Consider the following 23,450-nt stretch of genomic DNA (forward strand, 5'->3'; position numbering starts at 1 on the left):
GAGCCCCATGTTGAAGGACAAGACCTCAAGCGCCATCGTCGCGGTCAGCGACCTGGACCGCGCGCGGGATTTCTACAGCAATACGCTAGGCCTGGAACCACGCGACGACGATATGGACGGCGTGGTGGGATACCGCACGGGCGACACGACGCTCGTGGTCTACCGGTCCGAAGGCATCCGCCCGGGTACGGGCAACGCCGTGGCTTGGAGCGGCGGCGATGACGTCGCGGCCATCGCCGAAACCTTAGTCGCGAAGGGAGTGGTGCTGGAGGAGTACCCCGATCTGGGCATGGACATAGAGCGCGGCGTGCACAAGGCCGAAGGTTTCGCGGGCATCTGGTTCAAGGACCCCGACGGCAACATCCTGCACGTCCACAGCATGTAACCACATTCGTCGTTGTTGATGCCCGCCGGACCATTGGAACGCGGCCCAGCACAGCCATGCGCATGTGCGCCTGGGATTGGCCACATTCCAGCTTTGGGTATTGGATGGAACGAGGCTCTATCNGTTGTTGATGCCCGCCGGACCATTGGAACGCGGCCCAGCACAGCCATGCGCATGTGCGCCTGGGATTGGCCACATTCCAGCTTTGGGTATTGGATGGAACGAGGCTCTATCCGCCGGACTGAGCGAGCCCACTGGATATTGGGCCCGATCAATCCGAAAGAGGTGCAGGGTTGATAAAGCCAACCCAGCCCATGGCCCTAAAAGAAGTGAACCCGACCCCGTTCTTCGAAACAAAAATAGGCCCCGCAATGCGGGGCTTACTTTTATGAACACAGGACGCAACCAATGCTCTTTTGAGCAGGTGACCATAAGAAGAAGTCAACCCGACCGTATTATTGGATCAATTTGAATGAGCTGATGAATTGGTGAAGCCACCCCATCCTACGGGCTCGAATATTAATCTGCCATCTCTGGCACGACCACATCAACGTCCACCTCAATCGAATCAACAATATCCTCGACGCGCAAATCATTTCCGCTTAAAGAAGCCGCCGCCGCGCGCTCAAGGGAGTAGTCCGGTGATTCACGAACACCAATTGGCCTACGCTTATCATCAATCTTCCAGAACTCAACAATCTCTATTCCGCGCCGCCGAGGCTCCATAAATATCGAAAAATCCAGCGTATACGCAACAAACCGCCCTTGCCGCCCCGATGCCGCAGAGGTGTTTTGCGAGATAATATGAATAAGCTTGAAATCCATTAACTGCTGAAGCAACTCATTTTGATCAGGATATTTTCTAGCATCCTCGATACCAACTAAAAATGCGGTTTTCCTTTTCTCTTTCAAACAAAATGTGACAAGATCAGCATAGACCCTACTCAATGCCTCGGAGTCGTAACCCGCCTCCTCTTGAATGTTTGCCAATTTATTACGATAGGAATGCTGTGCTGCGGCCTTGTAAATATATGTTGGAGTGAGGCGCCCCGTTCTCCCGGCCCTAACCGAAATATCGATTGCATCAACGAAAATATTCAAAAAATCTCTGGGAACCCCACCTGATGCCAGAGTTAACGCCCTAGCCGCATCACTATTAAACAGGGCTGCCACATCCATTCTTTCATGGCCAACTTTCCCCATTTCCGAGAGCATCGAGTGCAAGTAGGAATTCGTATCTTCGAACGTCTCAAACGTCTTATCCAAGCTAATTTCCTCTACGTCCTGAGCCAGCTCGACGCCAATTGTCTGCCCCTCATGAACCCTCAATTGCGTTCTGTGACGTATTGTGCCCAGCTTCAAATAAGCATCTGTTCCTCGAAAAAGCCTATGCAAATAATCAACCACATATGGCTGAAGATCTTTCTTTATTAGATAAAAATCATCAACGAGAATAAACACGGTAGGCCAAACGCCCTTGATCGAACTACGAAGAGCCTCCTTATAATCCTGAAGGTGGCGCTCAAGGTAATCCAACTTCGCACTCTTAAAACTCATCACAACTTCGCGGCCGCGCCTTTCCCTTACATCAACTCCGGGCGCACCCGACCCGGGCGACAGAGCGAGACCTGCCTCCCTATCACTTGTATCTGTCTGATTAACATCAGCACTTTCGGGGTCATCCAAAAGCTTATTTAGTGACTTAACAATCTTACTCTGAGGAGTATCAAACACTCCGAAGAACCGCCCATGAGCTTTCGGAAGGCGTTGAAAGACACCGAGCAATATTCGAATCAGAACATCCGGAAACCCCAGCCTCTTGATCTCATCAACACCAACATATATAGCCAGCGGATCCTTATTACTCTCCGCCTGCCTAAGAAAATGCACTTGCAAGCACGACTTACCCGAACCGCGACGACCGAACAGGACCTGATGCTGCGCACTAGAGAAGCGCTGCAGATTTCCACCCAGATCTACATATACCGGATCCTGATTCTCTCGAATCCGAAAGCTATCCCGAATTAGATTTTTAAGCGCCTGAACTTCCTGAGATAAAAGCATCCTTCCCTCCATTTTTTACATATTCCGCCGGTATTCCCCACCGACGTCATACAGCGCGTGGCTGATCTGGCCGAGGCTATGGGTTTTGACCGCTTCGATCAACGCTTCGAAGACATTCTTACGGTCGCGGGCGGTTTTCTGCAGGTAGGCCAGGCCGTGGCCATCGTGGATTTCAGCGGCTGATTCGCCCTGCCCCACTTCGTGGGCGTGCGAGGTTTCGCCCTTGGGCGCAAGGGCGTTGCGGCCCTGCTGCCAGTTGTGAACGTTGGCGATCTGCTGCTGCTTTTCTTCTTCGGTGGAGCGGATCAGTTCGATCTCGGTGGCCACTTCGCCGGCATGTTCCTTGGGCAGGAACATGTTGACGCCGACCAGCGGCAGGCTGCCGTCGTGCTTCTTGTGTTCGTAGTAGAGCGACTCTTCCTGGATCTTGCCGCGCTGGTACATGGTGTCCATGGCGCCGAGCACGCCGCCGCGCTCGCTGATGGCTTCGAACTCCTTGTAGACGGCTTCCTCGACGATGTCGGTGAGCTTATCGACGATGAAGCTGCCCTGCCACGGGTTCTCGCAGAAGTTCAGCCCCAGCTCCTTGTTGATGATCATCTGGATGGCGACCGCGCGGCGTACACTCTCTTCGGTAGGCGTGGTGATGGCCTCGTCGTAGGCGTTGGTGTGCAGGCTGTTGCAGTTGTCGAACAGCGCATACAGCGCCTGCAAGGTGGTGCGGATGTCGTTGAACTGGATTTCCTGCGCGTGCAGGGAACGGCCCGAGGTCTGGATGTGGTACTTCATCATCTGGCTGCGTTCGTTGGCGCCGTAGCGCTCACGCATGGCGCGTGCCCAGATGCGGCGGGCGACGCGGCCGATGACGGTGTATTCCGGGTCCATGCCGTTGGAGAAGAAGAACGACAGGTTGGGCGCGAAGTCGTCGATGTTCATGCCACGGGCGAGGTAGTACTCGACGATGGTGAAGCCGTTGGACAAGGTGAAAGCCAGCTGGCTGATCGGGTTCGCGCCGGCTTCGGCGATGTGATAACCGGAGATGGACACCGAGTAGAAGTTGCGCACCTTGTGATCGACAAAGTACTGCTGGATGTCGCCCATCATGCGCAGCGCGAACTCGGTGGAGAAGATGCAGGTGTTCTGCGCCTGGTCCTCTTTCAGGATGTCGGCCTGCACGGTGCCGCGCACGGTGGACAGGGTGTGCGCCTTGATGCGCGCGTAGGTTTCCGCATCGACGAGCTGGTCGCCGGTGACGCCGAGCAGCCCCAGGCCGAGGCCATCGTTGGTGGGCGGCAGCTCGCCGTGGTACTGCGGGCGGGCGCGGCCTTCGAACAGCGTGGCCAGTTGTTTTTCGGCGGCGGCCCAGCGCGCGGGATCTTCCTTCAGGTATTTCTCGACCTGCTGGTCGATGGCGGTGTTCATGAACATCGCCAGGATCATCGGCGCCGGGCCGTTGATGGTCATCGACACCGAGGTGGTGGGCGCGCACAGGTCGAAGCCGGAGTACAGCTTCTTCATGTCATCCAGGGTGGGGATGTTGACGCCGGAGTTGCCGATCTTGCCGTAGATGTCCGGGCGCGGCGCCGGGTCTTCGCCATACAGGGTGACGGAATCGAAGGCGGTGGACAGGCGCGCGGCCGGCTGGCCGACGCTCAGGTAATGGAAGCGGCGGTTGGTGCGCTCGGGCGTGCCTTCGCCGGCGAACATGCGGATGGGGTCTTCGCCGCTGCGGCGGTACGGGTAGACGCCGCCGGTGTACGGGTAGGAGCCGGGCAGGTTTTCCTTCTGCAGGAACACCAGCAGCTCGCCCCAGCTGCGATAGGTGGGCGCGGCGATCTTGGGGATGAGCTGGTGCGACAGCGATTCGCGGTAGTTCTCCACGCGGATGGCCTTGCCGCGCACCTGGTATTCGGTGACTTCATCGGTGATGGATTTGAGCCGCGCCGGCCATTCGCGCAGCAGCTTGAGCGCTTCGGAATCCAGTGATTGCACCGCGTCGTTGTAGCGCTGGCGCAGGATCAAGAGCGAGCGATCGACCTGTAGAGCAGGGCTTGCCCCGCTGTCCTCGGCGCCATCCGCGCGGGGCGCGCCCCGCTCTACAAGCGCATCGGCAGCATAAAGATCCAGCGCGGCCGGCAGTGCGGCATCGCCCAGTTCCTTGAGCGCCTGCCAGCAGCTCTGCGCACGCTCGGCGATTTCGGCCTGCGAGTCGATGCGGGCGTTGATGCCCCTGCCCTGCTCGGCGATCTCGGCCAGGTAGCGCACGCGGCTGCCGGGAATCAGCACGGTGGCGCGCGGCTCCTTCAGCGTGGTGTCGAGGACAGGATCGAAACCGGCGAGCGACAGCTTCTCGCGCAGCAGCCGGCACAGGTTGGCGAACATCCAGCTGATGCCCGGATCGTTGAACTGGCTGGCGATGGTGGGATAGACCGGAACGTCTTCATCCTTCATCTGGAAGGCGACGCGGTTGCGCTTCCACTGCTTGCGCACGTCACGCAGCGCATCTTCGGCACCACGCTTGTCGAACTTGTTGAGCACCACCAGCTCGGCGTAATCGAGCATGTCGATCTTTTCCAGCTGGCTGGGCGCGCCGAAGTCGCTGGTCATCACGTACATCGGAAAATCAACCAGATCGACGATTTCCGAATCGCTCTGGCCGATGCCGGCGGTTTCCACGATGACGAGGTCGTAGGCCAGCGATTTGAGGAAGCCGATGCAGTCGCGCAGCACCGTGTTGATCGCCGCATGCTGGCGGCGGGTGGCCATCGAGCGCATGTACACGCGTTTGGAGCGCAGCGAATTCATGCGGATGCGGTCGCCCAGCAGCGCGCCGCCGGTACGGCGCCGGGTGGGGTCGACCGAGACCACCGCGATGCGCATGGCGGGGAAATTGGCCAGGAAGCGGTTGAGCAGTTCGTCGGTGACCGAGGACTTGCCGGCGCCGCCGGTGCCGGTGATGCCGACCACCGGCGTCCTGCCGCCCGCCAGCTGCCACTGCTTGCGCAGGTGCGCCAGTTCAGCCTCGGCAAAGCCACCGTCTTCCAGCTGCGAAAGCACGCGGCCGATGGCGATCTCATCCTCGATGGCCGGCGCACCGGAAGCGGTGGCGCGGACATGGGCGTCGCGCGCCTGGCCGGCACGCGTGACCACGTCTTCGATCATTTCCACCAGCCCCATCTTCATGCCGTCGTTGGGGTGGTAGATGCGCTCCACGCCATAGGCCTGCAGCTCGCGGATCTCCTCCGGGGTGATGGTGCCGCCGCCGCCGCCAAACACCTTGATATGGCCGGCGCCGCGCTCGCGCAGCATGTCCACCATGTATTTGAAGTATTCGACGTGGCCGCCCTGGTAGGAGGACAGCGCGATGGCGTCGGCATCTTCCTGCAGCGCGGCGCGCACCACGTCCTCGACGCTGCGGTTGTGGCCCAGATGGATCACTTCCGCGCCCTGCGCCTGGATCAGCCGGCGCATGATGTTGATCGCCGCGTCGTGGCCATCGAACAGGCTGGCGGCAGTGACAAAACGCAGCGGTGAGGTTTCAGGCAGCGCCTGCGGGAGGGGGGAGGCGGAAATACTCATGGGCCGTGCAACATCCAGTTTCTGTTGAAACCGATAATAGACCCGCAACGCCCGCAGATCAGGTTGCAGCGCAGCGTGACCTTTGCGCGTTTCCACGACTGCGAAACCGTTGAACAGACCTTCAAAGCGGCATGACATCGGTTTGCACGCGCCGGCCACCCGCTCCGGCCAGCGCGACCTCCGCTTGCGGAGGAATGCTTTAGAATGAGCCGCCGCGACCCCGTCACCCACCCCGACGCAGTCGCATTTTTGTTTTTTGGCCTGCTGATACCCGCAAGATCACAGATGTTGTCGCAGTAACGCGCAATCGGAGCTCCCATGCTTTTCGAAACCCTCGAGACTTCCGGCCATGAACAGGTCCTGTTCTGCCACAACCGCGACGCCGGCCTGAAAGCGATCATCGCCATCCACAACACCACGCTCGGCCCTGCCCTGGGCGGCGTGCGCATGCGCGCCTATGCCAACACCGACGACGCCCTGCGCGATGCGCTGCGGCTGAGCCGCACCATGACCTACAAGAACGCGCTGGCCGGGCTGAATGTGGGCGGCGGCAAGGCGGTGATCATCGGCGACCCGAAAACCGACAAGAGCGAAGTGCTGTTCCGCGCATTCGGCCGTTATGTCGACTCGCTGGGCGGGCGCTACATCACCGCCGAAGACGTCGGCACCGACGTCAACGACATGGAAAACATCTACCTGGAGAGCGAATACGTCACCGGCGTGCACCAGGTCCACGGCGGTTCCGGCGATCCGGCGCCGTTCACCGCCTACGGCGCATTGCAGGCGTTGATGGCGTCGATCAACCGCAAATTCGGCCACGAGGAAGTGGGCAAGGTCAGCATCGCGGTGCAGGGCCTGGGCCATATCGGCATGGAGCTGGTGAAGCTGCTGCGCGAGCGCGGCGCCAAGCTGTATGTCACCGATCTGGACCCGCTGCTGGTGGACCGGGCGGTCACCGAATACGGCGCCGAAGCGGTGAAACCGGACGAGATCTACGAGGTGTCCGCCGACGTGCTGGCGCCATGCGCGCTGGAAGGCGCGATCGAGATGGCGATGCTGGACCGGATCAAGGCCAAGGTGATCTGCGGCACCGCCAACAACCAGCTGGCCAGCCATGCGGTGGGCGATGAGCTGCACAAGCGCGGCGTGCTGTGGGCGCCGGACTATGCGGTCAATGCCGGCGGCGTGATGAATGTGTCGCTGGAGATCGACGGTTACAACCGCGAGCGCGCGATGCGGCTGATCCGCAGCATCTATCACACCCTGGGCCGGGTATTCGATCTGTCCGGTCGTGAAGACATCTCGCCGCAGCGTGCGGCCGACCGCATCGCAGAAACCCGCATCCAGTCGATCGGCAAGCTGAAACTGCCGCTGGGCCGCACGTCCCCGCGCATGGGCAGTCTGCGCGGCGACTGAGCTCCCTCACGGACGATGGCGGGAAGATGGCCAAAAGGCGGGCGAATCGATCGCCCGCCTTTTGTTTTTCAGAACGCGTAACGGTAACGCAGCGCCCATTGGCGGTTGTCGCCGCGCGGCCCGAAGCGCTGGTCGTAACCGAACGCCAGTTGCGTGTTGCCGGTCAGCCACGAATCCAGCGACACCCCGAGCAGTCCGCCCGAACGCGCCGGTTGCATGCCGGCCAGTGGCGCCCACGCATCGACGCCGACAAAACTGGCGGCCAGCATCAAGCCGTCACTGGTCAGGGCCTGCTGCCATTCGGCGTAGCCATTCAACGCCAACCTCTGCCAGCGGTAGCGCCCGCGCACACCGGCCAGCGCCTGGGTGCGGGTTGCGGTGGACGCGTCGCTGCGCAGGCCGAAACCGTAGCCGCCCTGTTCGCTGAAACCGGCAGTGTCGATCCGGGTGTATTCGGCGCCCAGATACGGGGTCAGCCCGGCGTGCGTATTTCCGAAACGGTGCCCGGCCTCGACACTGGCGCCGAAGAAGCGGCCACCGTACTGGCTGGCTACTGCGTACGACTCCGCACCCAGCAGCAGGCGGCGGTCCATCTGCCGCTGGTAGTGGCCGGTGCCCAGCTGGCCCAGCGCGTAATTGTCGGTCTGTTCCCACCCGGCGAAGGCCTGCGCGTGGGTCTGCCGGTCGCGGCCGCGATCGAGCGCTGTCGTCGCCGCAGCGCTGTTGGCGCGGGTTTGACCAAAGGCGAAGCCGGCCACGCCTGACGCGCCGACCCGGTAGTCGGTGCCCAGCATCCAGCCGCCCACGTCGAAATCGCTGCCGGCGTAACTGCCCTGGCCGACGCTGCCGAGATCGCGCGCCCATGCCCCACCCGTGGTCGCGCGACCTGCGCCGTCGTCGAAGTGGGAAGACAGCGCGCGCCGGTGCATATCGATGCTGTCAAACGCCATCGCCGCCGCCGCGGCATGCGCCTCACCGGACAGGCTGCGCAGCGAGGCGGCCGCCGCGGCATTGCCGGACGTCTGTTGCAGCACCGCCGCACCACGGATGAAGCCGTCCGCGATGGCGGCGTCGTCGCCGGCCTGTTGCGCGTCGATCTGCTGGAACGCCGCCTCCACCCGCGACGCCGCGCCCAGTGCGGCAGCGCTGATGTTGTTCAGCGACATCGCTACGGCCGTCACGTTGAGGCGGTTGATATCCATCCACGCCTGGGTGGGGCTGTAGCCCAGCGTCGCCTCCAGGAACACACTGGGCGCGGACGTCAACGTCGCGAACTGGCCGCTCAGGCCGCCATCGGCGGTCAGCACGTATTCGCGCGCCCGGGTGACGTAGCCGTCACGCACCCCAAGCACATGCACGCCGCCGCCCTGCAACGTGGCCTTGCCCGCCACCAGCAGCTGGCCGTAACCGAGCGTCATATCCAGCCGGCCACTTGCCTGCTGGGTGTAATCGCCGGCGATGCGGATGCCGCCGTAAGCCGCGCCGGCCTTGTCGATTTCAACAATGCCGGCATTGGCCAGATTGGCCCCGAGCCCTGCCGTGCCGGCCAGGCGGCCGCCGTTTTCCACCACGACATTGGAATGATGCAGGTCGCCGGCCACCACCAGCGTGCCCTGCTGGATCCGGGTGCTGCCGGTGTAGTCCAGATACAGCCCGGCGTGGCCCAGTACCAGCGTGCCGCTGCCGCGCTTGATCAGGCCGCCGCTGCCGGTAATCGCGTTGTTCCAGGTCGAGGTGCCAGCCAGGTTGACGGTGACATCGCCCCAGTCGAACTTGCCCGGCCCGTTTACCGCCTTGCCGATATTGAGCAGGCCGTAGCCGAACACCGGATCCGGCCCCGCCGCGCCCAGATCGGTGGCCGTGCCCAGCAGCGTCTGCCGCACCAGGTCGTTGCTGAAATACGGGAACGCCTGCCACACCAGCGCCGCCGCGCCCGACACCAGCGGCGTCGCGTAGGAGGTGCCGCTGCCATAGAAGTAGGCCAGGTTGCCGGCGGTGGCATCGGGGCCGATGAACATCGACGTTCCCGGCGCCACCAGGCAGTAATTCATCGCCACACCGCAGGCGTTGGAGTAGTAGGCCAGCTGCGTCGGGGTGGCGGTATCCAATGCGGCCACGGCCAGCCAGCCGCGCTCCAGATCCGCCGCCGGCCGCGTCCCGCCGGGTCCCGGCTGGCTCGGCAGCGCCGCCATGTCCGAAGGATTGGCCTTGCTTTCATTGCCGGTGGCAAATACCACCAGGCCATCGTTGCCGATGATGAAGGGCCGGTATTCGGCCGCGATCGGCGCGGTGGCGCTGGCATTGGTCCAGTACAGCCCGCCCCAGGAATTGTTCATGATGCGTACGCCGGCATTGATCAGATCCTGGTGGACCGGTGCCAGCCCCAGCGCGCCGGTGACCTCGTTGCCCTTGCCCGAGCCGTCGTCGGTGGGCGCCTTGTCATTGATGATGCGGGCCGAGACGATCTGCGCCCCCGGCGCGATGCCGCCGGGCCATTGCCCCACCGCCGCCCCGGCGGCCAGCTGCGCCACCGTGGTGCCATGGCCGACCACGTCATCGACACCAAGGTTGTTTTTCTTCGGATCGACGTAGTTGTAGTTCGCCACCACGCGCCCGGCCAGGGTGGGATGGTTGCGGTTGACGCCCGAGTCGATGACGCCGATGCGCAAACCGGCACCGGTGAGACCGGCCGCCTGCGCCGCCCTGGCATTGGTCAGCGCCAGATGCGCATCGAACGCCGGCTGCGGAATAACCGGCGGCGGGGTTGGGGTCGGCGGGGGCGCCGTGGGCGGCGGCGAAACCGGGACGGGATCGGGGCGGGTGCCACCACCGCCACCACACCCCACCAGCGCCGCGGCGAGACTGGCTGCCAACAGATTGCGAGCGCGCATTTTCTTGTTCATCCCCCGACTCCGCCCTGGTTTGTCGCAGCCGCCAATTCAGGTGATACGCAGGCCGGCCGCATTGTGGCGAACATCTATACTGCATCGCCAGTCCGCTGTCTGCCGGGTATGTGCCATTGGTCCACTGGGCACTTTTCCGGCGTCTTTCGATAATTGCCGCCTGCTATAAACGAGATTGCACATGTCCGACATCGTCATTGCCGCCGCAAAACGCACCGCCATCGGTTCCTTCCTCGGCCAGTTCACCGGCGTGCCCACGCCCACGCTGGGCGCCGCCGCCATCGCCGCCGCCATGGAACAGTCCGGCATTCCTGCCGCCGACGTGTCCGAAGTGATCATGGGCTGCGTGCTGCCGGCCAACCTCGGCCAGGCGCCTGCACGCCAGGCGTCGCTGGCGGCCGGTCTGCCGACCAGCGCCGGCGCCACCACGCTCAACAAGGTCTGCGGTTCGGGCATGAAGGCGATCATGCTCGGCCATGACCTGATCAAGGCCGGCTCGGCCAGCATCGTCGTCGCCGGCGGCATGGAGTCCATGTCCAACGCCCCGCACCTGCTGCCCAACTCGCGCACCGGCAACCGCTACGGCAACTTCCAGGCGGTGGACCACATGGCGTGGGACGGCCTGACCAATCCGTATGACGGCCAGGCCATGGGCGTATTCGCCGAAAGCACCGTGGCCAGGTTCGGCTTCACCCGCGAAGAGCAGGACGCCTATGCGATCGAATCGGTGAAGCGCGCACAGGCGGCCCAGGCTTGCGGTGCATTCGCCGATGAAATCGTTGCGGTGAAGGTGGCCACCCGCAAGGGTGAGGTGGAGTTCGACCAGGACGAGCAGCCGGGCAAGTCCGACATCGCCAAGATCCCCACCCTGCGCCCGGCCTTCAAGAAAGATGGCAGCGTCACCGCCGCCAGTTCGTCGAGCATTTCCGATGGTGCCGCCGCGCTGGTGCTGCTGGACAGCGACGAGGCCACCCGCCGCGGAGTGACGCCGCTGGCGCGGATTGTCGGCCACAGCACCTTCTCGCAGGAACCGGAGTGGTTCACCACCGCCCCGATCGGCGCGATTGAAAAGCTGCTGGTCAAGACCGGCTGGAAGGTCGAGGACGTGGACCTGTTCGAGATCAACGAAGCCTTCGCCGTGGTGGCGATGGCGCCGATCCGCGAACTGGCAATTCCGCACGACAAAATCAACGTCAACGGCGGCGCCTGCGCACTGGGCCATCCGATCGGCGCATCGGGTGCCCGGCTGGTGGTGACGTTGCTCAACGCCTTGCGCAAGCGCGGGCTCAAGCGTGGAATCGCCGCGTTGTGCATCGGCGGCGGCGAAGCGACGGCCATCGCCATCGAATTGATTTGATTGGAATTAACCTGCGCTTCGCAAAAATGAATGCGCATTCGCTTGACAGTCAATCTTGGCTTGTCATCATGTTCCAGGCGCGCAATAGCGCGTTGCCTAATCTATCGACGAGGATTCACACAATGAGCATCAACAAGCTGCTGATCGCAATGGCCCTGGGCCTGGCCCTGACCGCCTGCTCCAAGCAGGAGCAGGCTGCTGACGCCGCTGCTTCGGCCAACGAAGCTGCTGCCGACGCGCAGGTTGCCGCCGACCAGGCTGCTGCTGCCGGCGCTGAAACCGCTGACGCTGCCCAGGCTGCCGCCGACACCGCCGCCACCGCTGCTGACGCCGCTGGCGACGCTGCTGCCCACGCTGCTGGCGCCACCACCGACGCTGCTGCCGACGCCGCTGCCGACGCCGCCAAGTCTGCTGAAGACGTGGCCGGCAAGGCCAAGGACGCTGCTGAAGAAGCCAAGAAGTAATAACTTCTGCTTCGACGCGAGTCTGAAAAGCCGCTGGTTCGCCAGCGGCTTTTTTCATGCCTGTTGACGCAATCTGAATATGCACTTGCCTACTCTGCAGATCGGATCCCTTCCACCGGAGAGTGCAATGAAGAGACTTATGCCGCTGCTCGCCGCCAGCTTGGTGCTGGCCCTGGCCGCCTGTAACAGCCCCGACGCCGAACAGGCCAAGCGCGATGCCCAGTCCGCGGCCGATCACGCCGCGGCCGCCACCCGGGATGCCGCTGACGAGGCGGCGGCGGCGACGCGCAAAGCCGCGGCGGAATCACAGCAGGCGCTGGAACACGCCGCCGATGCCACCGGCAAAGCCGCCGATGACGCCTCTGCCGCAGCCAAGGAGGCCGCGGCCGATGCGTCCCATGCCACCGCCGAAGCCGCCCAGAAAGTCGCCGACCATACCCGCGCGACCGCCGATGACATCCGCCGGAAAGCCGACGAAGCCAAGCATTGATAGACTGCTGTCCGGCACCGGCGTGTTGGCTTTCGCCGGCCGGTGCCGTTTTGGTTGATGGCAGTCCGTTGGTCCTCGTCTCCGGCCGCTGCAAGGTCCGGGTTTTCTGGCATGGTTCTGGCAAGTCGCTGATATGACGGCCAACCCCGGCCGCGTCTTTCACTACGCTCAGGTTGGCGATGCAGCAACGCACCCGCAGTAAAATCGCCCTTGTATTCTCCGCATTGGTTTTTATCGGGATCGGCATTGGCGTTTTTATCGGTGCCCGCCACTTCATCGCAGATGCCACACGCGTTGCCCACACCCATGAGGTCATCGGCCGGATCGACGAAATCCAGGCCCGCGTGCTGGACGCCGAATCGGCTGAGCGCGGTTACCTGCTGACCGCCAACCAGGCCTATCTGCTGGACTATCAGACCAGCGTTGAGCGCCTGCCGGTATTGCTGGGCAATCTGCGCGGCGCGATCGACGACAACCCCCCGCAGGCACAGAACGCGATAAAGCTCGACCAGCTGGTCAGCCGGCGTCTGGCGCAAATCCAGCGCGTGATAGAGATCTATGACGCCAAAGGCCTGGACTCGGCGCGCGCGGCCATCACCCAGAATGCCTTCCGCACGACCAGCGCGATCCGCGAACAGGCGCTGACCATGGTCGACCTGGAACAGGGGCTGCTGGCAGAGCGCGCGGCCAGCTCACGCCGCAGTGCCGATCTGCTGCTGGGGCTGGCACTGGCCGGCATTCCGTTTGGCCTGATTGTGGTCGCATCGGTGTATGGCGTGCTGCTGTCCGAATTGCGCCGGCGCTCGCGTGCGGAAAAAAAGGCCGCCATCGCCAGTGCCCAACTGAACACCAATCTGGAACAGATGCAGCGCTCGCGGGCCGACCTGCAGACATTGAGCCGCTATACCGGCCTGCTGCAGAGCTGCGTCAATCCGGACGAGGCGCTGGATATCACCGCCCGTACCCTGAGCGCGCTGCTACCCGAAGTTGCCGGCTCGGTGTACCTGCTGCGGGCCTCCAATGACCGGGTCGAAAGCATTGTCAGCTGGGGCGAACCACGGGCGGAAAGCGCCGCGTTCCTCGCCCCGGATGAATGCTGGGCGATCCGCCGCGGACGCCCGCATGTGATCGGCGACCTACTCCAGGATGCCGGCTGCCCGCATATCGCCAAACCCGACCCCGGCCAGTCGGTCGCCACCGCCTGCATCCCGATGTCGGCGCAAGGTACCCAGCTCGGTTTCCTGTTCCTGGTCGGTGCCGGCCCCGGGCCGCTGCAGCGGCTCAACATCGCCGAATCGGCGATGGAGCAGCTGTCGCTGGCGCTGAGCAACCTGCGCCTGCGCGAATCGCTGCGCCTCCAGTCGATCCGCGACCCGCTGACCGGGCTGTACAACCGCCGCTATCTGGAAGAGTCGCTGACCCGCGAAATCGCGCGCTGTGGCCGCCGCTCGCAGCCGCTGTCGGTGCTGATGCTGGACGTGGACCACTTCAAGAAGTTCAACGACACCCACGGCCACAGCGGCGGGGATGCCTTGCTGGCGGCCGTTGGCCAGCTGCTGTCCGCGCATCTGCGCGGCGAGGACATCGCCTGCCGCTATGGCGGTGAGGAATTCACCGTCATCCTGCCCGAATCCAGCAATGAACACGCCCGGCGCCATGCTGAAGAAATCCGCCATGCACTGTCGCAGCTGTCGGTACCGTTCGCCGGCAAGACCCTGCCGCCGGCCACCATTTCCGTAGGGATAGCGACCTATCCGGACGACGGCGTGGCCGGCATCACGCTGCTGCGCAAGGCCGACGCGGCGCTGTACCGGGCCAAACGCACCGGGCGCAACCGGGTGCTGCACTTCGACAGCGCGCTGGATGGGCCCGGCTGAACACTCTGCTCAGGGCAATGCGCGGGCGAGGATGCAGGTAAACGGGGTCGCAGCCGGCAAGGTGCCAAACGCCTGTCCGCGCCCTCCGGCCAGGCGGGACGCGATGAAGGTCGGCGCCAGCGGACTGTCGGCGCGCAGCAGCACCGCCGCCTGCAGCACCAGCGCCAGGGTTTCGGTCAACCGGCGTGCGCTGGCCTCGATCAGGGGAGCGGCGCTGATCTGCACCAGGATGGCCTGCACCGCTTCGTCGTAACGGGCATCGCGGCCACACGCATCCTGCAATTCGCGCTGCAGCGCCCGCAGTACTGGCGGTTCACGCGACAACGCCCGCAGCACGTCCAGGCACTGGATATTGCCGCTGCCTTCCCAGATCGAATTGAGCGGTGCCTGCCGGTACAGCCGCGGCAACATCGATTCCTCGATATAGCCGGCGCCCCCCAGGCACTCCTGCGCCTCGTTGACGAAGGCCGGCGCCCGCTTGCACAACCAGTATTTGCCGATGGCAGTGGCGATGCGCGCGAAGGCCGCCTCGTGCGTATCGCACTGCGCCCGGTCCACCGCGCCCGCCACGCGCAGCGAAAACGCGGTGGCCGCTTCGGACTCCAGGGCCAGATCGGCCACCACATTGGCCATCAGCGGGTGCTCAACCAGCCGCTTGCCGAAGCTGCGTCGATGGCGCACATGGTGCAGCGCCTGGCTCAACGCCATGCGCATTTGCGCCGCCGCGCCCAGCATGCAGTCCAGCCGGGTCAGCATCACCATCTCGATGATGGTGCCCACGCCATGGCCTTCGCGGCCAATGCGCTGCGCCCAGGCGCCGCAGAACTCCACTTCGCTGGAGGCATTGGACCAGTCACCGAGCTTGTCCTTCAGCCGCATCAGATGGAACGCATTGCGCCGGCCATCCGGCATCCGTCGCGGCATCAGCAGGCAGGTAAGCCCGCCCGGGGCTTGCGCCAGTACCAGCCAGCCATCGGACATCGGTGCGGAAAAGAACCACTTATGCCCGACCAGCGTGTATTCGCCCGGGGCGGCCAGCGGCGTGGCGGTGGTGCGGTTGCTGCGTACGTCCGACCCGCCCTGCTTTTCGGTCATGCCCATGCCCAGGGTGATGCCGCGCTTGTCGGCAACCGGCACGTCGCGCGCATCGTAGTGCGGCGCCGCCGCCTTGTCCGCCCAGTCGGCCAAGGCAGGCGCCTGCCGGAGCACCGCGACCGCGGCATGGGTCATGGTCAACGGACAGCTGGTGCCGGCTTCGGCCTGATGGTGCAGGTAGCTGAGGGCGGCCCGCGCCACATGCGCCCCGGGTTGCGGGCTGTGCCATGACAAGCCGGCCACCCCGTGCGCCTTGGCCACCTGCATGAGCCGGTGATAGGCCGGATGGAACTCCACCGTGTCGATGCGGTGGCCCTGGGCGTCATGGGTGCGCAGCCGCGGCCGATCGCGATTGGCGTCAAAGCCGAGCCGGTACAGCTCGCCGCCCGCCAGGGCCCCATAGCCGCAGAGCCCGGCATCGAATGCGCTTGCGCCTTCGCGCACCACCGCCTCGCGCAGTGCGATGTCGTCTGCCCACAGGTCGCGGTCGGCGAAGGGGGCTGGCTGGTTGTCCACCACGTGGGTCTCGAACGGAGGCAATTCCGGCTGCATGGCTCACTCCTGCGCTCACCTGCCGCGATTGTGGCGCAATGCCGCCGCCTGCGGCGATGCGGGCTCTGATCCGTACAACGGCCAGCGTCACAGCAATTCCCCGGCGGCGCCGGGCGTTGCACCCGCTGATCGTCGGCGCTGCCGCCGGCCGCGGACACAGCCCAAACGCGGGCAAGCGTCGCTGGGCGGGAACCTGGGGTACACGTCGGCAGCGGCTCCGGGTGCATTGCGGCCCATCCGGACGAAAAAAAACCCCGCCGAGGCGGGGTTTCAACACGCTACCGGCGAGTTACTCGGCGGGCATGATATTTGAAGCCTGGGCGCCTTTCGGACCCTGCGTCACGTCATAAGTGACGCGCTGGCCTTCCTGCAGACTGCGGAAGCCTTTGGAATTGATCGCGGAGAAGTGCGCGAAGACGTCGGCGCTGCCGTCCTCCGGTGAGATGAAGCCAAATCCCTTGGCGTCGTTGAACCACTTGACGGTACCGTTCGGCATGGTGATGCGAGACCTTGTTCTGTTGATGGATTGATGCACGCTGAATGAAGCGCACTGGCGGAGTATGCAAACCTTGAAACGGGAAGACAATCACCCCCGCGCCAATTCAGCCACCAGACTCGGCAAACCCGACGACGCCACCTCCACGTTGGCCAGCACCTCGGCCATGGTGATTTCGCCCGCATCGCCACAGCCGGCGGCCCAGTTGGCGACAATCGCCAGGCAGGCGTATTCCAGTCCCAGCTCGCGCGCCAGGCCGGCTTCGGGCATTCCCGTCATCCCCACCAGATCGCAGCCATCGCGGCGCATCCGCGCAATTTCGGCAATGGTTTCCAGCCGCGGCCCCTGGGTCGCGCCGTAGCAGCCGCCATCCTGCAGCCGTACGCCGGCGACCTTGGCTGCGGCCAGCACCTTGCGGCGGAACAGCGGCGAATAGGGATGGCCGAAATCCACATGCAGCACCTCGCTGCCCGGCTCCTCACACAGGGTGGAAATGCGGCCCCAGGTGTAGTCGATCAGCTGGTCCGGGCAAGCCAATACGCGCGGCCCGAAGTCCGCGGTGATACCGCCGACCGTATTCAACGCCAGCACCCGGGTGGCCCCCAGTTGCTGCAGCGCGGCAAGGTTGGCGCGATAGTTGATCTTGTGCGGCGGCAGCGAGTGGCCTTCGCCATGGCGCGCCAGGAATGCCACGCGCTGGCCCAGCAGCCTGCCTACCCGGACCGGGCCGGAAGGCGTGCCATAGCGGGTTTCAACGTGGTGGGTCTGCACCTCATCCAGCGCGGCCAGCGTATAGACGCCGGTGCCGCCGATGACGGCCAATGCGATGTGTTCCATATCTGTTTCCTGATGCGTTTGCAGCGTGACGCGTGGCCATGCCCGGCGCCCGGCCGCGATCATCGCAGCGCGGGCACAGGCGCTATCGGGTCGGGCGCTGCCGGGGCGGAGTGCGGCCGCGCAGCGCCAGCCCTCATTCCTTCATCGCGTAGATGGCCGGCAAGGTGCGCAGCGACTCGTTGACGTCCATGCCGAAGCCGAACACGAAGCGGTCCGGCAGCTCGATGCCGGCGTAATCGGCCTTGACGCCCGGCAGGCAGCGGGTGTGCTTCTTCACGGTCAGCACGGCAATGCGCACGTCGGTCGCACCCTGTTCCAGGCACCACTCGCGCACGCCCTGCAGGGTGAAGCCTTCATCAAGGATGTCATCGATCAGCAATACACGGCGGCCGAACAGGGCCGAGACCGGGCGGTGCTTCCACACCAGCTCGCCACCGCTCTCGCCGTGATAGCGCGACGCCTGCAGGTAGTCGACCTGGGCATCCTGGCCACGGGCGCCCAGCTCCAGCGCCAGCTGGCCGGCGAACGGCAGCGCACCGTTCATGATCGACACGAATACCGGCACCTCGCCCTGGTAGTCGCGCGCGATGGCGTCGGCGATGCCGGCGATGGCCTTGTCGATGGTGGGACGGTCAACCAGCAGGTCGGCCTGGGCCACGGCTTGTTCAAGAGTGAGTTTGGACATCAGACGGTTCTTCCAAGGTTTTCAAGCAAACGGGATTGGGTACTGGCATGGCGGGCATCGGCGATCAGGCCGGCCCAGCCCATCGCGCCGTGGGCGATCAGGCCCAGCAGCGCAGCGGTATTGAGAGTGCGGCCGGTGACCGCCTGCAGCGATTCCTCGACGAGGTCCGGGTGGCAGACCAGCACCACGTCGCAGCCGGCGTCCAGATGCGCCGCCACGCGGGCCCTGATGCCGCCGGCCGAGAACGAGGCCGCCATGCCGATGTCATCGGAGAAGACCACCCCGCGGAAACCCATCTCCTGGCGCAGGATCTGGTTGATCCAGCGCGGCGAATAGCCCGCCGGTTCCGGCGCCACCTGCGGGTAGACCACATGCGCCATCATCACCGCGTCGGCACCGGCCTGGATACCTGCGACAAACGGTAGCAGATCCGCCGACCGCAGCTCAGCAAGCGTGCGCGGGTCGCTGGCAACGTCGAAATGGGTGTCTTCCCGGACCGTACCGTGGCCGGGAAAGTGCTTGAGCGTGGCGGCCATGCCGACACTGTGCATGCCGCGCACATAGGCTGCGGTCAGCGCGGCGACGACCTGCGGATCTTCACTGAACGCGCGGTTGCCGATGGCCAGGTTGCCCCGGCCCAGATCCGCCACCGGGGCGAAGCTGAGGTCGACGCCGCTGGCGCGGATCTCGCTGGCCATCAGCCAGGCGTGCTGCTCGGCCAGCGCCAGCGCGGCGGCCGGGTCGGTCGCGTACAGCGCACCCAGACCGTCCAGCGGCGGCAGTTCGCTGTAGCCGTCGCGGAAGCGCTGCACGCGCCCGCCCTCCTGGTCCACACAGATCAGCTGCGGACGCGGCGCAGCCGCGCGGATCGCGGCTGACAGCTCGGCGACCTGCTCGCGCGAGACGAAGTTGCGCTTGAACAGGATCACCCCGGCCACCGCATCGTGCTGCAGCCAGTCGCGCTCCTGCGCGGTCAACCCGGTGCCAGCGACGCCAATCACAAGCATGCCAATACTCCAATGCGGGGCGCCTTGAACGCGCAGGGCCGCATTGTCGCAGATGGCGGATTGTGCGTCAGAGACCGCACCCGTCCGCGCCGCAGGCCGGTTCATTGCCGGCAAGGGTTCCCGGCGTGCGCTCGGCGGCGATTTTCGCCAGCACCTGGGCGAAGGTTGCCGGCGGTTGCGCGCCCGACACCGCATAGCGCCCCTCAATCACGAAGGTCGGCACCGAACCGATACCCAGCGCCTGCGCCTGACCGAGGCCGGCCCGCACCTCGGCCAGACCTTCGTCCGACTCCAGCAGCGCGTGCACGCGCGCGGCAGCCAAGCCGCCAGCGGCGGCGGCCTCGACCAGGACCTGCGGATCGGCCAGGTTGCGCCCTTCGGCAAAGTGCGCACGGAACAACGCTTCGGCCACCGCGTCCGGTACGCCCTCGCGCGCGGCCAGCCACATCAGCCGGTGCGCCGGCAGCGTGGTCACCCGCACCTGGCCGCGCGCGAAATCCATCGGCAACCCTTCGGCCTGGGCGGTGGACTGGGTCTGCGCCAGCAACTGTCCGGCACGTTCGGCGCCGCCAAATTTGGCCGCATAGGCCTGGCGCAACGGGACCGGCGTTTCATCCGCCTGCGGATCAAGCAGGAACGGATGCCAGTGCACCTCGACCTGGGGCGCCCGATCCCCCATCAACGCCAGCCCGCGCTCGAACCGGTGCTTGCCGATCCAGCACCAGGGGCAGACCACATCGGACCAGATATCGATTCTCATCGTCACTCCTCCAGTGCTGGCGCGCGCAGGCGGACCTGCGGATTCAGCCGCGCTCCTGCGCCGACCAGCGCGCATACGGATGCGAGGCCAGCGCCAGATTGTAATAACGCGACTCGTCGGTCACCTCGGTGCCGGCCCAGTCGGGTCTGGCAAACACCTGGTCGACGCTGGCCAGTTCCACTTCGGCCACCACCAGCCCGGCGTTGTCATCGAGGAATTCATCCACTTCCCAGAGCAGGCCCTCGTGCTGGACCAGATGCCGGCGCTTGGCGATCAGCCCGCCCACGCACAGCGCCAGCAGCTGGCGGGCGTCGCTGGGCGGAATCGCGTATTCGAACTCCTGCCGGGCAGGGCCAAGCTCACGCGATTTCAGGTTCAAGAACGCCAACTCGCCCTGGATGCGCACCCGCACCGAGACGTTCTGCGCACCCGTGTCCAGCGCCGCCCCGTCGTTGATGTAGCCCTGCGCCATCGGGATCACCGCATGCGCGGCGGCGCGCCAGCCCTCGCCGGTGACGCGGAATTTGCGCTCGATCTCGATGCCCATCGCTTATTTCCTTTCGAACACGGCGATGCTTTCCACGTGCGCGGTATGCGGGAACATGTCCATCGCCCCGGCCGCTACCAGGGTGAAGCCCTGGTCATTGACCAGATAACCGGCATCGCGCGCCAGCGAACCCGGATGGCAGCTGACATAGACGATGCGCTGGAACTGCTTGAGCGGCAGCTGCTGCAGCACCTCGATCGCCCCCGAGCGCGGCGGGTCCAGCAGCAGCTTGTCGAAGCCCTGGCGCATCCACGGCGTATGCCGCTGGTCCTGCGTGAGGTCGGCGGCAAAGAACCGGGCGTTGTCCAGGCCGTTGCGCTGGGCGTTCTCCCTGGCGCGTGCCACCAGTCCGGCATCCCCTTCCACGCCCACCACTTCGCGCACGCTGCGCGCCAGCGGCAGGGTGAAATTGCCCAGGCCGCAGAACAGGTCCAGTACCCGCTCGTCGGCCTGCGCATCGAGCAGCGCCAAGGCGTGAGCGATCATCTTCTCGTTGAGCTTGGCGTTGACCTGGATGAAGTCCAGCGGCCGGAATGCCAGCTCGACATTCCACGGCGCCAGCTTGAATGACAGCGGCACTTCCTGGCCCAGCAACGGCTGCACCGTGTCCACGCCGCCGGACTGCAGGAAGATGGCAAAACCGTGCTGCTCGCCGAAGCCGGCCCAGGCCTGACGGTCGGATTCGCTCAGCGGCTGCATATGGCGGATCGTCAGCACCACGGCAGCGTCGCCGGCAATGAACTCAATCTGCGGAATATCGCGCTTGCCATCCAGTGTCTCGATGAACTCGGCCATCGCCGCCACCTTGGTGCCCACCTCGGGGATCACCGTCAGGCACTGGCCCAGATCGGCGACGAAGCGCGGATCCTGCTCGCGGAAGCCGACCAGGGTCTTGCCCTTCTTCTCGACCCGGCGCACCGAGAAGCGCCCCTTGCGCCGGTAACCCCAGCTGTCGCCGGCCAGCGGCGCCAGCACCGTGCCGGGGCTGACGTGACCGATCCGGGTCAGGTTGTCCATCAGCACGCGCTGCTTGGCCACGATCTGCTGCGATTCGTCCAGGTGCTGCAACACGCAGCCGGCGCACACGCCGAAATGCGGGCAGCGCGGCTGCACGCGTTGCGGCGAGGGCTGCAGCACCTCCAGGGTTCTGGCTTCATCGAAATGACGGTTGCGCGCCGTCGGTTCGGCGATCACCACCTCACCGGGCAATGCGCCGGCAATGAAAGTGACCTTGCCACCCTCACCTTCGCGGCGGGCAACGCCCCGGCCGTCATGGCTCAGGTCGAGGATGTCGGTCTGGAACGGGGTCTTGTTCAAACGGGATCTGGATCGGGCCACGTGGCAAACGGTTGCGGGCAAAAAGGGCGCACATTGTCGCAGATGCGCCGGGTGCCGGCCGGGTGCGGGTTGCAGCTGCCCGCACCGCGGTTAAGATGCGGCCATCGCTGACATGGAGGCAGCCAGAATGAACGAGTCACATCCGGAATCCATCCCGCGCCTGCTGCTGGTCGAGGACGACATGGTCAGCCAGGGATTTTTCCAGGCGGCGCTGGAATCACTTCCCGCCCGCGTGGATCTTGCCGACTCGCTGGCCAGCGGTCTGCAGCGCGCCGATCAACAGCGCCACGACCTGTGGCTGATCGACGTCAACCTGCCCGACGGCACCGGTCCGCAACTGCTGCAGCGTCTGCGCGCCCGCCATCCCGGCGTGCCGGCGCTGGCGCATACCGCCGATGGCAGCGCGGAGATGGGCAACGCGTTGCAGCAGCAGGGATTCTGCGAAACCCTGGTCAAACCGCTGTCGCGCGAAGCGCTGCTCAAGGCGGTCCGCCGCACCCTGGCACGCGGCGGCGATGCCCACAGCTTCGACGTGGAGAGCGCGGTGTCGGACTGGGACGAAACCGCCGCACTGACCGCCCTCAATGGCCAGCGCGCCCACCTGACCGCACTGCGCGAACTGTTCCTGGCCGAACTGCCGGGCGCCCACGCCGCGATTGACGCGGCCTTGCAACGCGGCGATGACGTGGCACTGCGCGGGCAACTGCACCGGTTGCAGGCCAGTTGCGGCTTTGTCGGGGCCTCGCGGCTGGGACGGGCGGTGCGGCAATTGCACCAGCATCCGCGCTCGGTGCTGGCGCAGAGCCAGTTCAGCGCGGCGATTGCGGCCCTGGGGGAATAGAAGTCTGCGGCGCGGCGACGGCGCGTGGTCGCGTCAGATCGTCGAGCATTTCCCAGGACTTCAAGCCGCGCCCGCCCAGATGGTGGACGAGCAGCGTGCGCATGCCGCGACGCAGGCTGGCCAGATCTTCCGGCCCGGGCTGGCAGTCGGCCGCCAGCGCCAGCAGCGCCGCACCGGTGGCCATGCCCCGGCGTTCGCTCGCGCCCCGGTCACTCAACAGCCGTTGCGGCCCTTCCTGCGGATCGAGCAGATAGCGGGCGGCCGGATCGACCGGCTGGCCGTCGCCGGCATGCCGCCAATCAAATCCCACGCCCACCGCATCGAGCAGATCACGCTCGAACCGGCGCAGGGTCCACGCCAGCGGGTTGTCCGTGGCCAATCGGCCACGCACACGCCCGTAGGCGTCGTACAGCTCGGGAAGCGGATCCTGGCGCGGGGTCAGCCGCAGCAGCAGCTCATTGACATAGAAGCCGGCCAGCATGGCGTGACCACTCAGCCGGGGGGCCGCGTCCAGCGCTTCCACCCGGCGCAGCTGCGCCAGTTCAGCGCGTTGCACCGCATCGAAGCGGATCCATTGCAACGGCTGCAGCGCGGCGCGCATCGGCTGCTTGCGCGGCCCGTGGACGCCACGCGCAAGCACTCCCAGACGCCCGTACTGTTCGCTCATCACCTCGAGCAGCAGGCTGGTCTCACGCCACGGCCGGGCATGCAGCACATATGCCGGCTCGTCATCGATGCGCATGGCGCGGCGCTACCG

19 protein-coding genes are annotated in these 23,450 nt (G+C 65.1%); 7 read left to right on the top strand and 12 right to left on the bottom strand.

Annotated features, from left to right (window positions below):
• Positions 1-385, top strand: a 385-nt coding sequence (locus QZH66_RS12390) for a VOC family protein (protein WP_305806252.1), incomplete at its 5' end; no start/stop codon positions are given.
• A gap of 519 nt (positions 386-904) precedes the next feature.
• On the opposite strand, the gene QZH66_RS12395 is transcribed toward QZH66_RS12390, so the two are convergent.
• Together QZH66_RS12395 and QZH66_RS12400 are read right to left on the bottom strand one after the other, a co-directional pair.
• Entirely contained in the window at positions 905-2,461 is a 1,557-nt protein-coding gene (locus QZH66_RS12395; RefSeq protein WP_305806253.1) for a hypothetical protein, read from the bottom strand.
• A 3-nt stretch (positions 2,462-2,464) separates the two neighbouring features.
• Positions 2,465-6,028, bottom strand: a complete 3,564-nt coding sequence (locus QZH66_RS12400; protein WP_305806254.1) for a methylmalonyl-CoA mutase family protein — start codon at positions 6,026-6,028, stop codon at positions 2,465-2,467.
• Positions 6,029-6,346: 318 nt separating this feature from the next.
• Here QZH66_RS12400 and QZH66_RS12405 point away from each other — a divergent pair, with 318 nt between their 5' ends.
• Entirely contained in the window at positions 6,347-7,444 is a 1,098-nt protein-coding gene (locus QZH66_RS12405; RefSeq protein ID WP_305806255.1) for a Glu/Leu/Phe/Val dehydrogenase dimerization domain-containing protein, read from the top strand.
• A 68-nt stretch (positions 7,445-7,512) separates the two neighbouring features.
• Here QZH66_RS12405 and QZH66_RS12410 read toward each other — a convergent pair whose 3' ends face one another.
• Positions 7,513-10,347: an autotransporter serine protease gene (locus QZH66_RS12410; RefSeq protein WP_305806256.1), complete on the bottom strand. Its 2,835-nt coding sequence runs from the start codon at positions 10,345-10,347 to the stop codon at positions 7,513-7,515.
• 181 nt (positions 10,348-10,528) lie between these two features.
• Between QZH66_RS12410 and QZH66_RS12415 the strand changes: the two genes are divergently transcribed.
• The 4 genes from QZH66_RS12415 (at position 10,529) to QZH66_RS12430 (ending at position 14,535) form a co-directional block, all read left to right on the top strand.
• Positions 10,529-11,704 carry a thiolase family protein gene (locus QZH66_RS12415; RefSeq protein WP_305806257.1) on the top strand — a complete coding sequence of 392 codons (1,176 nt, stop codon included), beginning with the start codon at positions 10,529-10,531 and terminating at the stop codon, positions 11,702-11,704.
• 122 nt (positions 11,705-11,826) lie between these two features.
• Positions 11,827-12,168, top strand: coding sequence for a hypothetical protein (locus QZH66_RS12420; RefSeq protein WP_305806258.1), 342 nt, complete (start codon positions 11,827-11,829; stop codon positions 12,166-12,168).
• A 127-nt stretch (positions 12,169-12,295) separates the two neighbouring features.
• A complete protein-coding gene (locus QZH66_RS12425; protein WP_305806259.1) occupies positions 12,296-12,658 on the top strand; it encodes a hypothetical protein in 363 nt (120 codons plus the stop codon).
• A gap of 179 nt (positions 12,659-12,837) precedes the next feature.
• On the top strand, positions 12,838-14,535 hold the full coding sequence (locus QZH66_RS12430; protein ID WP_305806260.1) for a diguanylate cyclase: 1,698 nt from the start codon (positions 12,838-12,840) through the stop codon (positions 14,533-14,535).
• 9 nt (positions 14,536-14,544) lie between these two features.
• Here QZH66_RS12430 and QZH66_RS12435 read toward each other — a convergent pair whose 3' ends face one another.
• The 8 genes from QZH66_RS12435 to rlmD form a co-directional block, all read right to left on the bottom strand.
• Positions 14,545-16,182 (bottom strand): acyl-CoA dehydrogenase family protein, encoded by a 1,638-nt coding sequence (locus tag QZH66_RS12435; protein ID WP_305806261.1) that lies wholly within the window; start codon positions 16,180-16,182, stop codon positions 14,545-14,547.
• A 289-nt stretch (positions 16,183-16,471) separates the two neighbouring features.
• Positions 16,472-16,678, bottom strand: a complete 207-nt coding sequence (locus tag QZH66_RS12440) for a cold-shock protein (protein ID WP_305806262.1) — start codon at positions 16,676-16,678, stop codon at positions 16,472-16,474.
• Positions 16,679-16,768: 90 nt separating this feature from the next.
• Positions 16,769-17,515: an S-methyl-5'-thioinosine phosphorylase gene (locus QZH66_RS12445; protein ID WP_305806263.1), complete on the bottom strand. Its 747-nt coding sequence runs from the start codon at positions 17,513-17,515 to the stop codon at positions 16,769-16,771.
• 133 nt (positions 17,516-17,648) lie between these two features.
• Positions 17,649-18,200, bottom strand: coding sequence for a hypoxanthine-guanine phosphoribosyltransferase (locus QZH66_RS12450; protein WP_305806264.1), 552 nt, complete (start codon positions 18,198-18,200; stop codon positions 17,649-17,651).
• A complete protein-coding gene (gene nagZ, locus QZH66_RS12455; protein ID WP_305806265.1) occupies positions 18,200-19,207 on the bottom strand; it encodes a beta-N-acetylhexosaminidase in 1,008 nt (335 codons plus the stop codon). Before nagZ ends, QZH66_RS12450 begins: the two co-directional genes overlap by 1 nt.
• Positions 19,208-19,274: 67 nt before the next feature.
• On the bottom strand, positions 19,275-19,967 hold the full coding sequence (locus tag QZH66_RS12460) for a DsbA family oxidoreductase (protein ID WP_305806266.1): 693 nt from the start codon (positions 19,965-19,967) through the stop codon (positions 19,275-19,277).
• A 43-nt stretch (positions 19,968-20,010) separates the two neighbouring features.
• Positions 20,011-20,514 carry a CYTH domain-containing protein gene (locus QZH66_RS12465; RefSeq protein ID WP_305806267.1) on the bottom strand — a complete coding sequence of 168 codons (504 nt, stop codon included), beginning with the start codon at positions 20,512-20,514 and terminating at the stop codon, positions 20,011-20,013.
• 3 nt (positions 20,515-20,517) lie between these two features.
• Positions 20,518-21,852: a 23S rRNA (uracil(1939)-C(5))-methyltransferase RlmD gene (gene rlmD / locus QZH66_RS12470; RefSeq protein ID WP_305806268.1), complete on the bottom strand. Its 1,335-nt coding sequence runs from the start codon at positions 21,850-21,852 to the stop codon at positions 20,518-20,520.
• 127 nt (positions 21,853-21,979) lie between these two features.
• Here rlmD and QZH66_RS12475 point away from each other — a divergent pair, with 127 nt between their 5' ends.
• Positions 21,980-22,693 (top strand): hybrid sensor histidine kinase/response regulator, encoded by a 714-nt coding sequence (locus QZH66_RS12475; RefSeq protein ID WP_305806269.1) that lies wholly within the window; start codon positions 21,980-21,982, stop codon positions 22,691-22,693.
• On the opposite strand, the gene recO is transcribed toward QZH66_RS12475, so the two are convergent.
• Positions 22,662-23,435, bottom strand: coding sequence for a DNA repair protein RecO (gene recO / locus QZH66_RS12480; protein WP_305806270.1), 774 nt, complete (start codon positions 23,433-23,435; stop codon positions 22,662-22,664). The two genes, QZH66_RS12475 and recO, sit on opposite strands and share 32 nt — an antisense overlap.
• Positions 23,436-23,450: the final 15 nt, after the last annotated feature.

It is taken from the genome of Stenotrophomonas sp. YIM B06876 (assembly GCF_030711595.1).
Taxonomy (GTDB): domain Bacteria; phylum Pseudomonadota; class Gammaproteobacteria; order Xanthomonadales; family Xanthomonadaceae; genus Stenotrophomonas.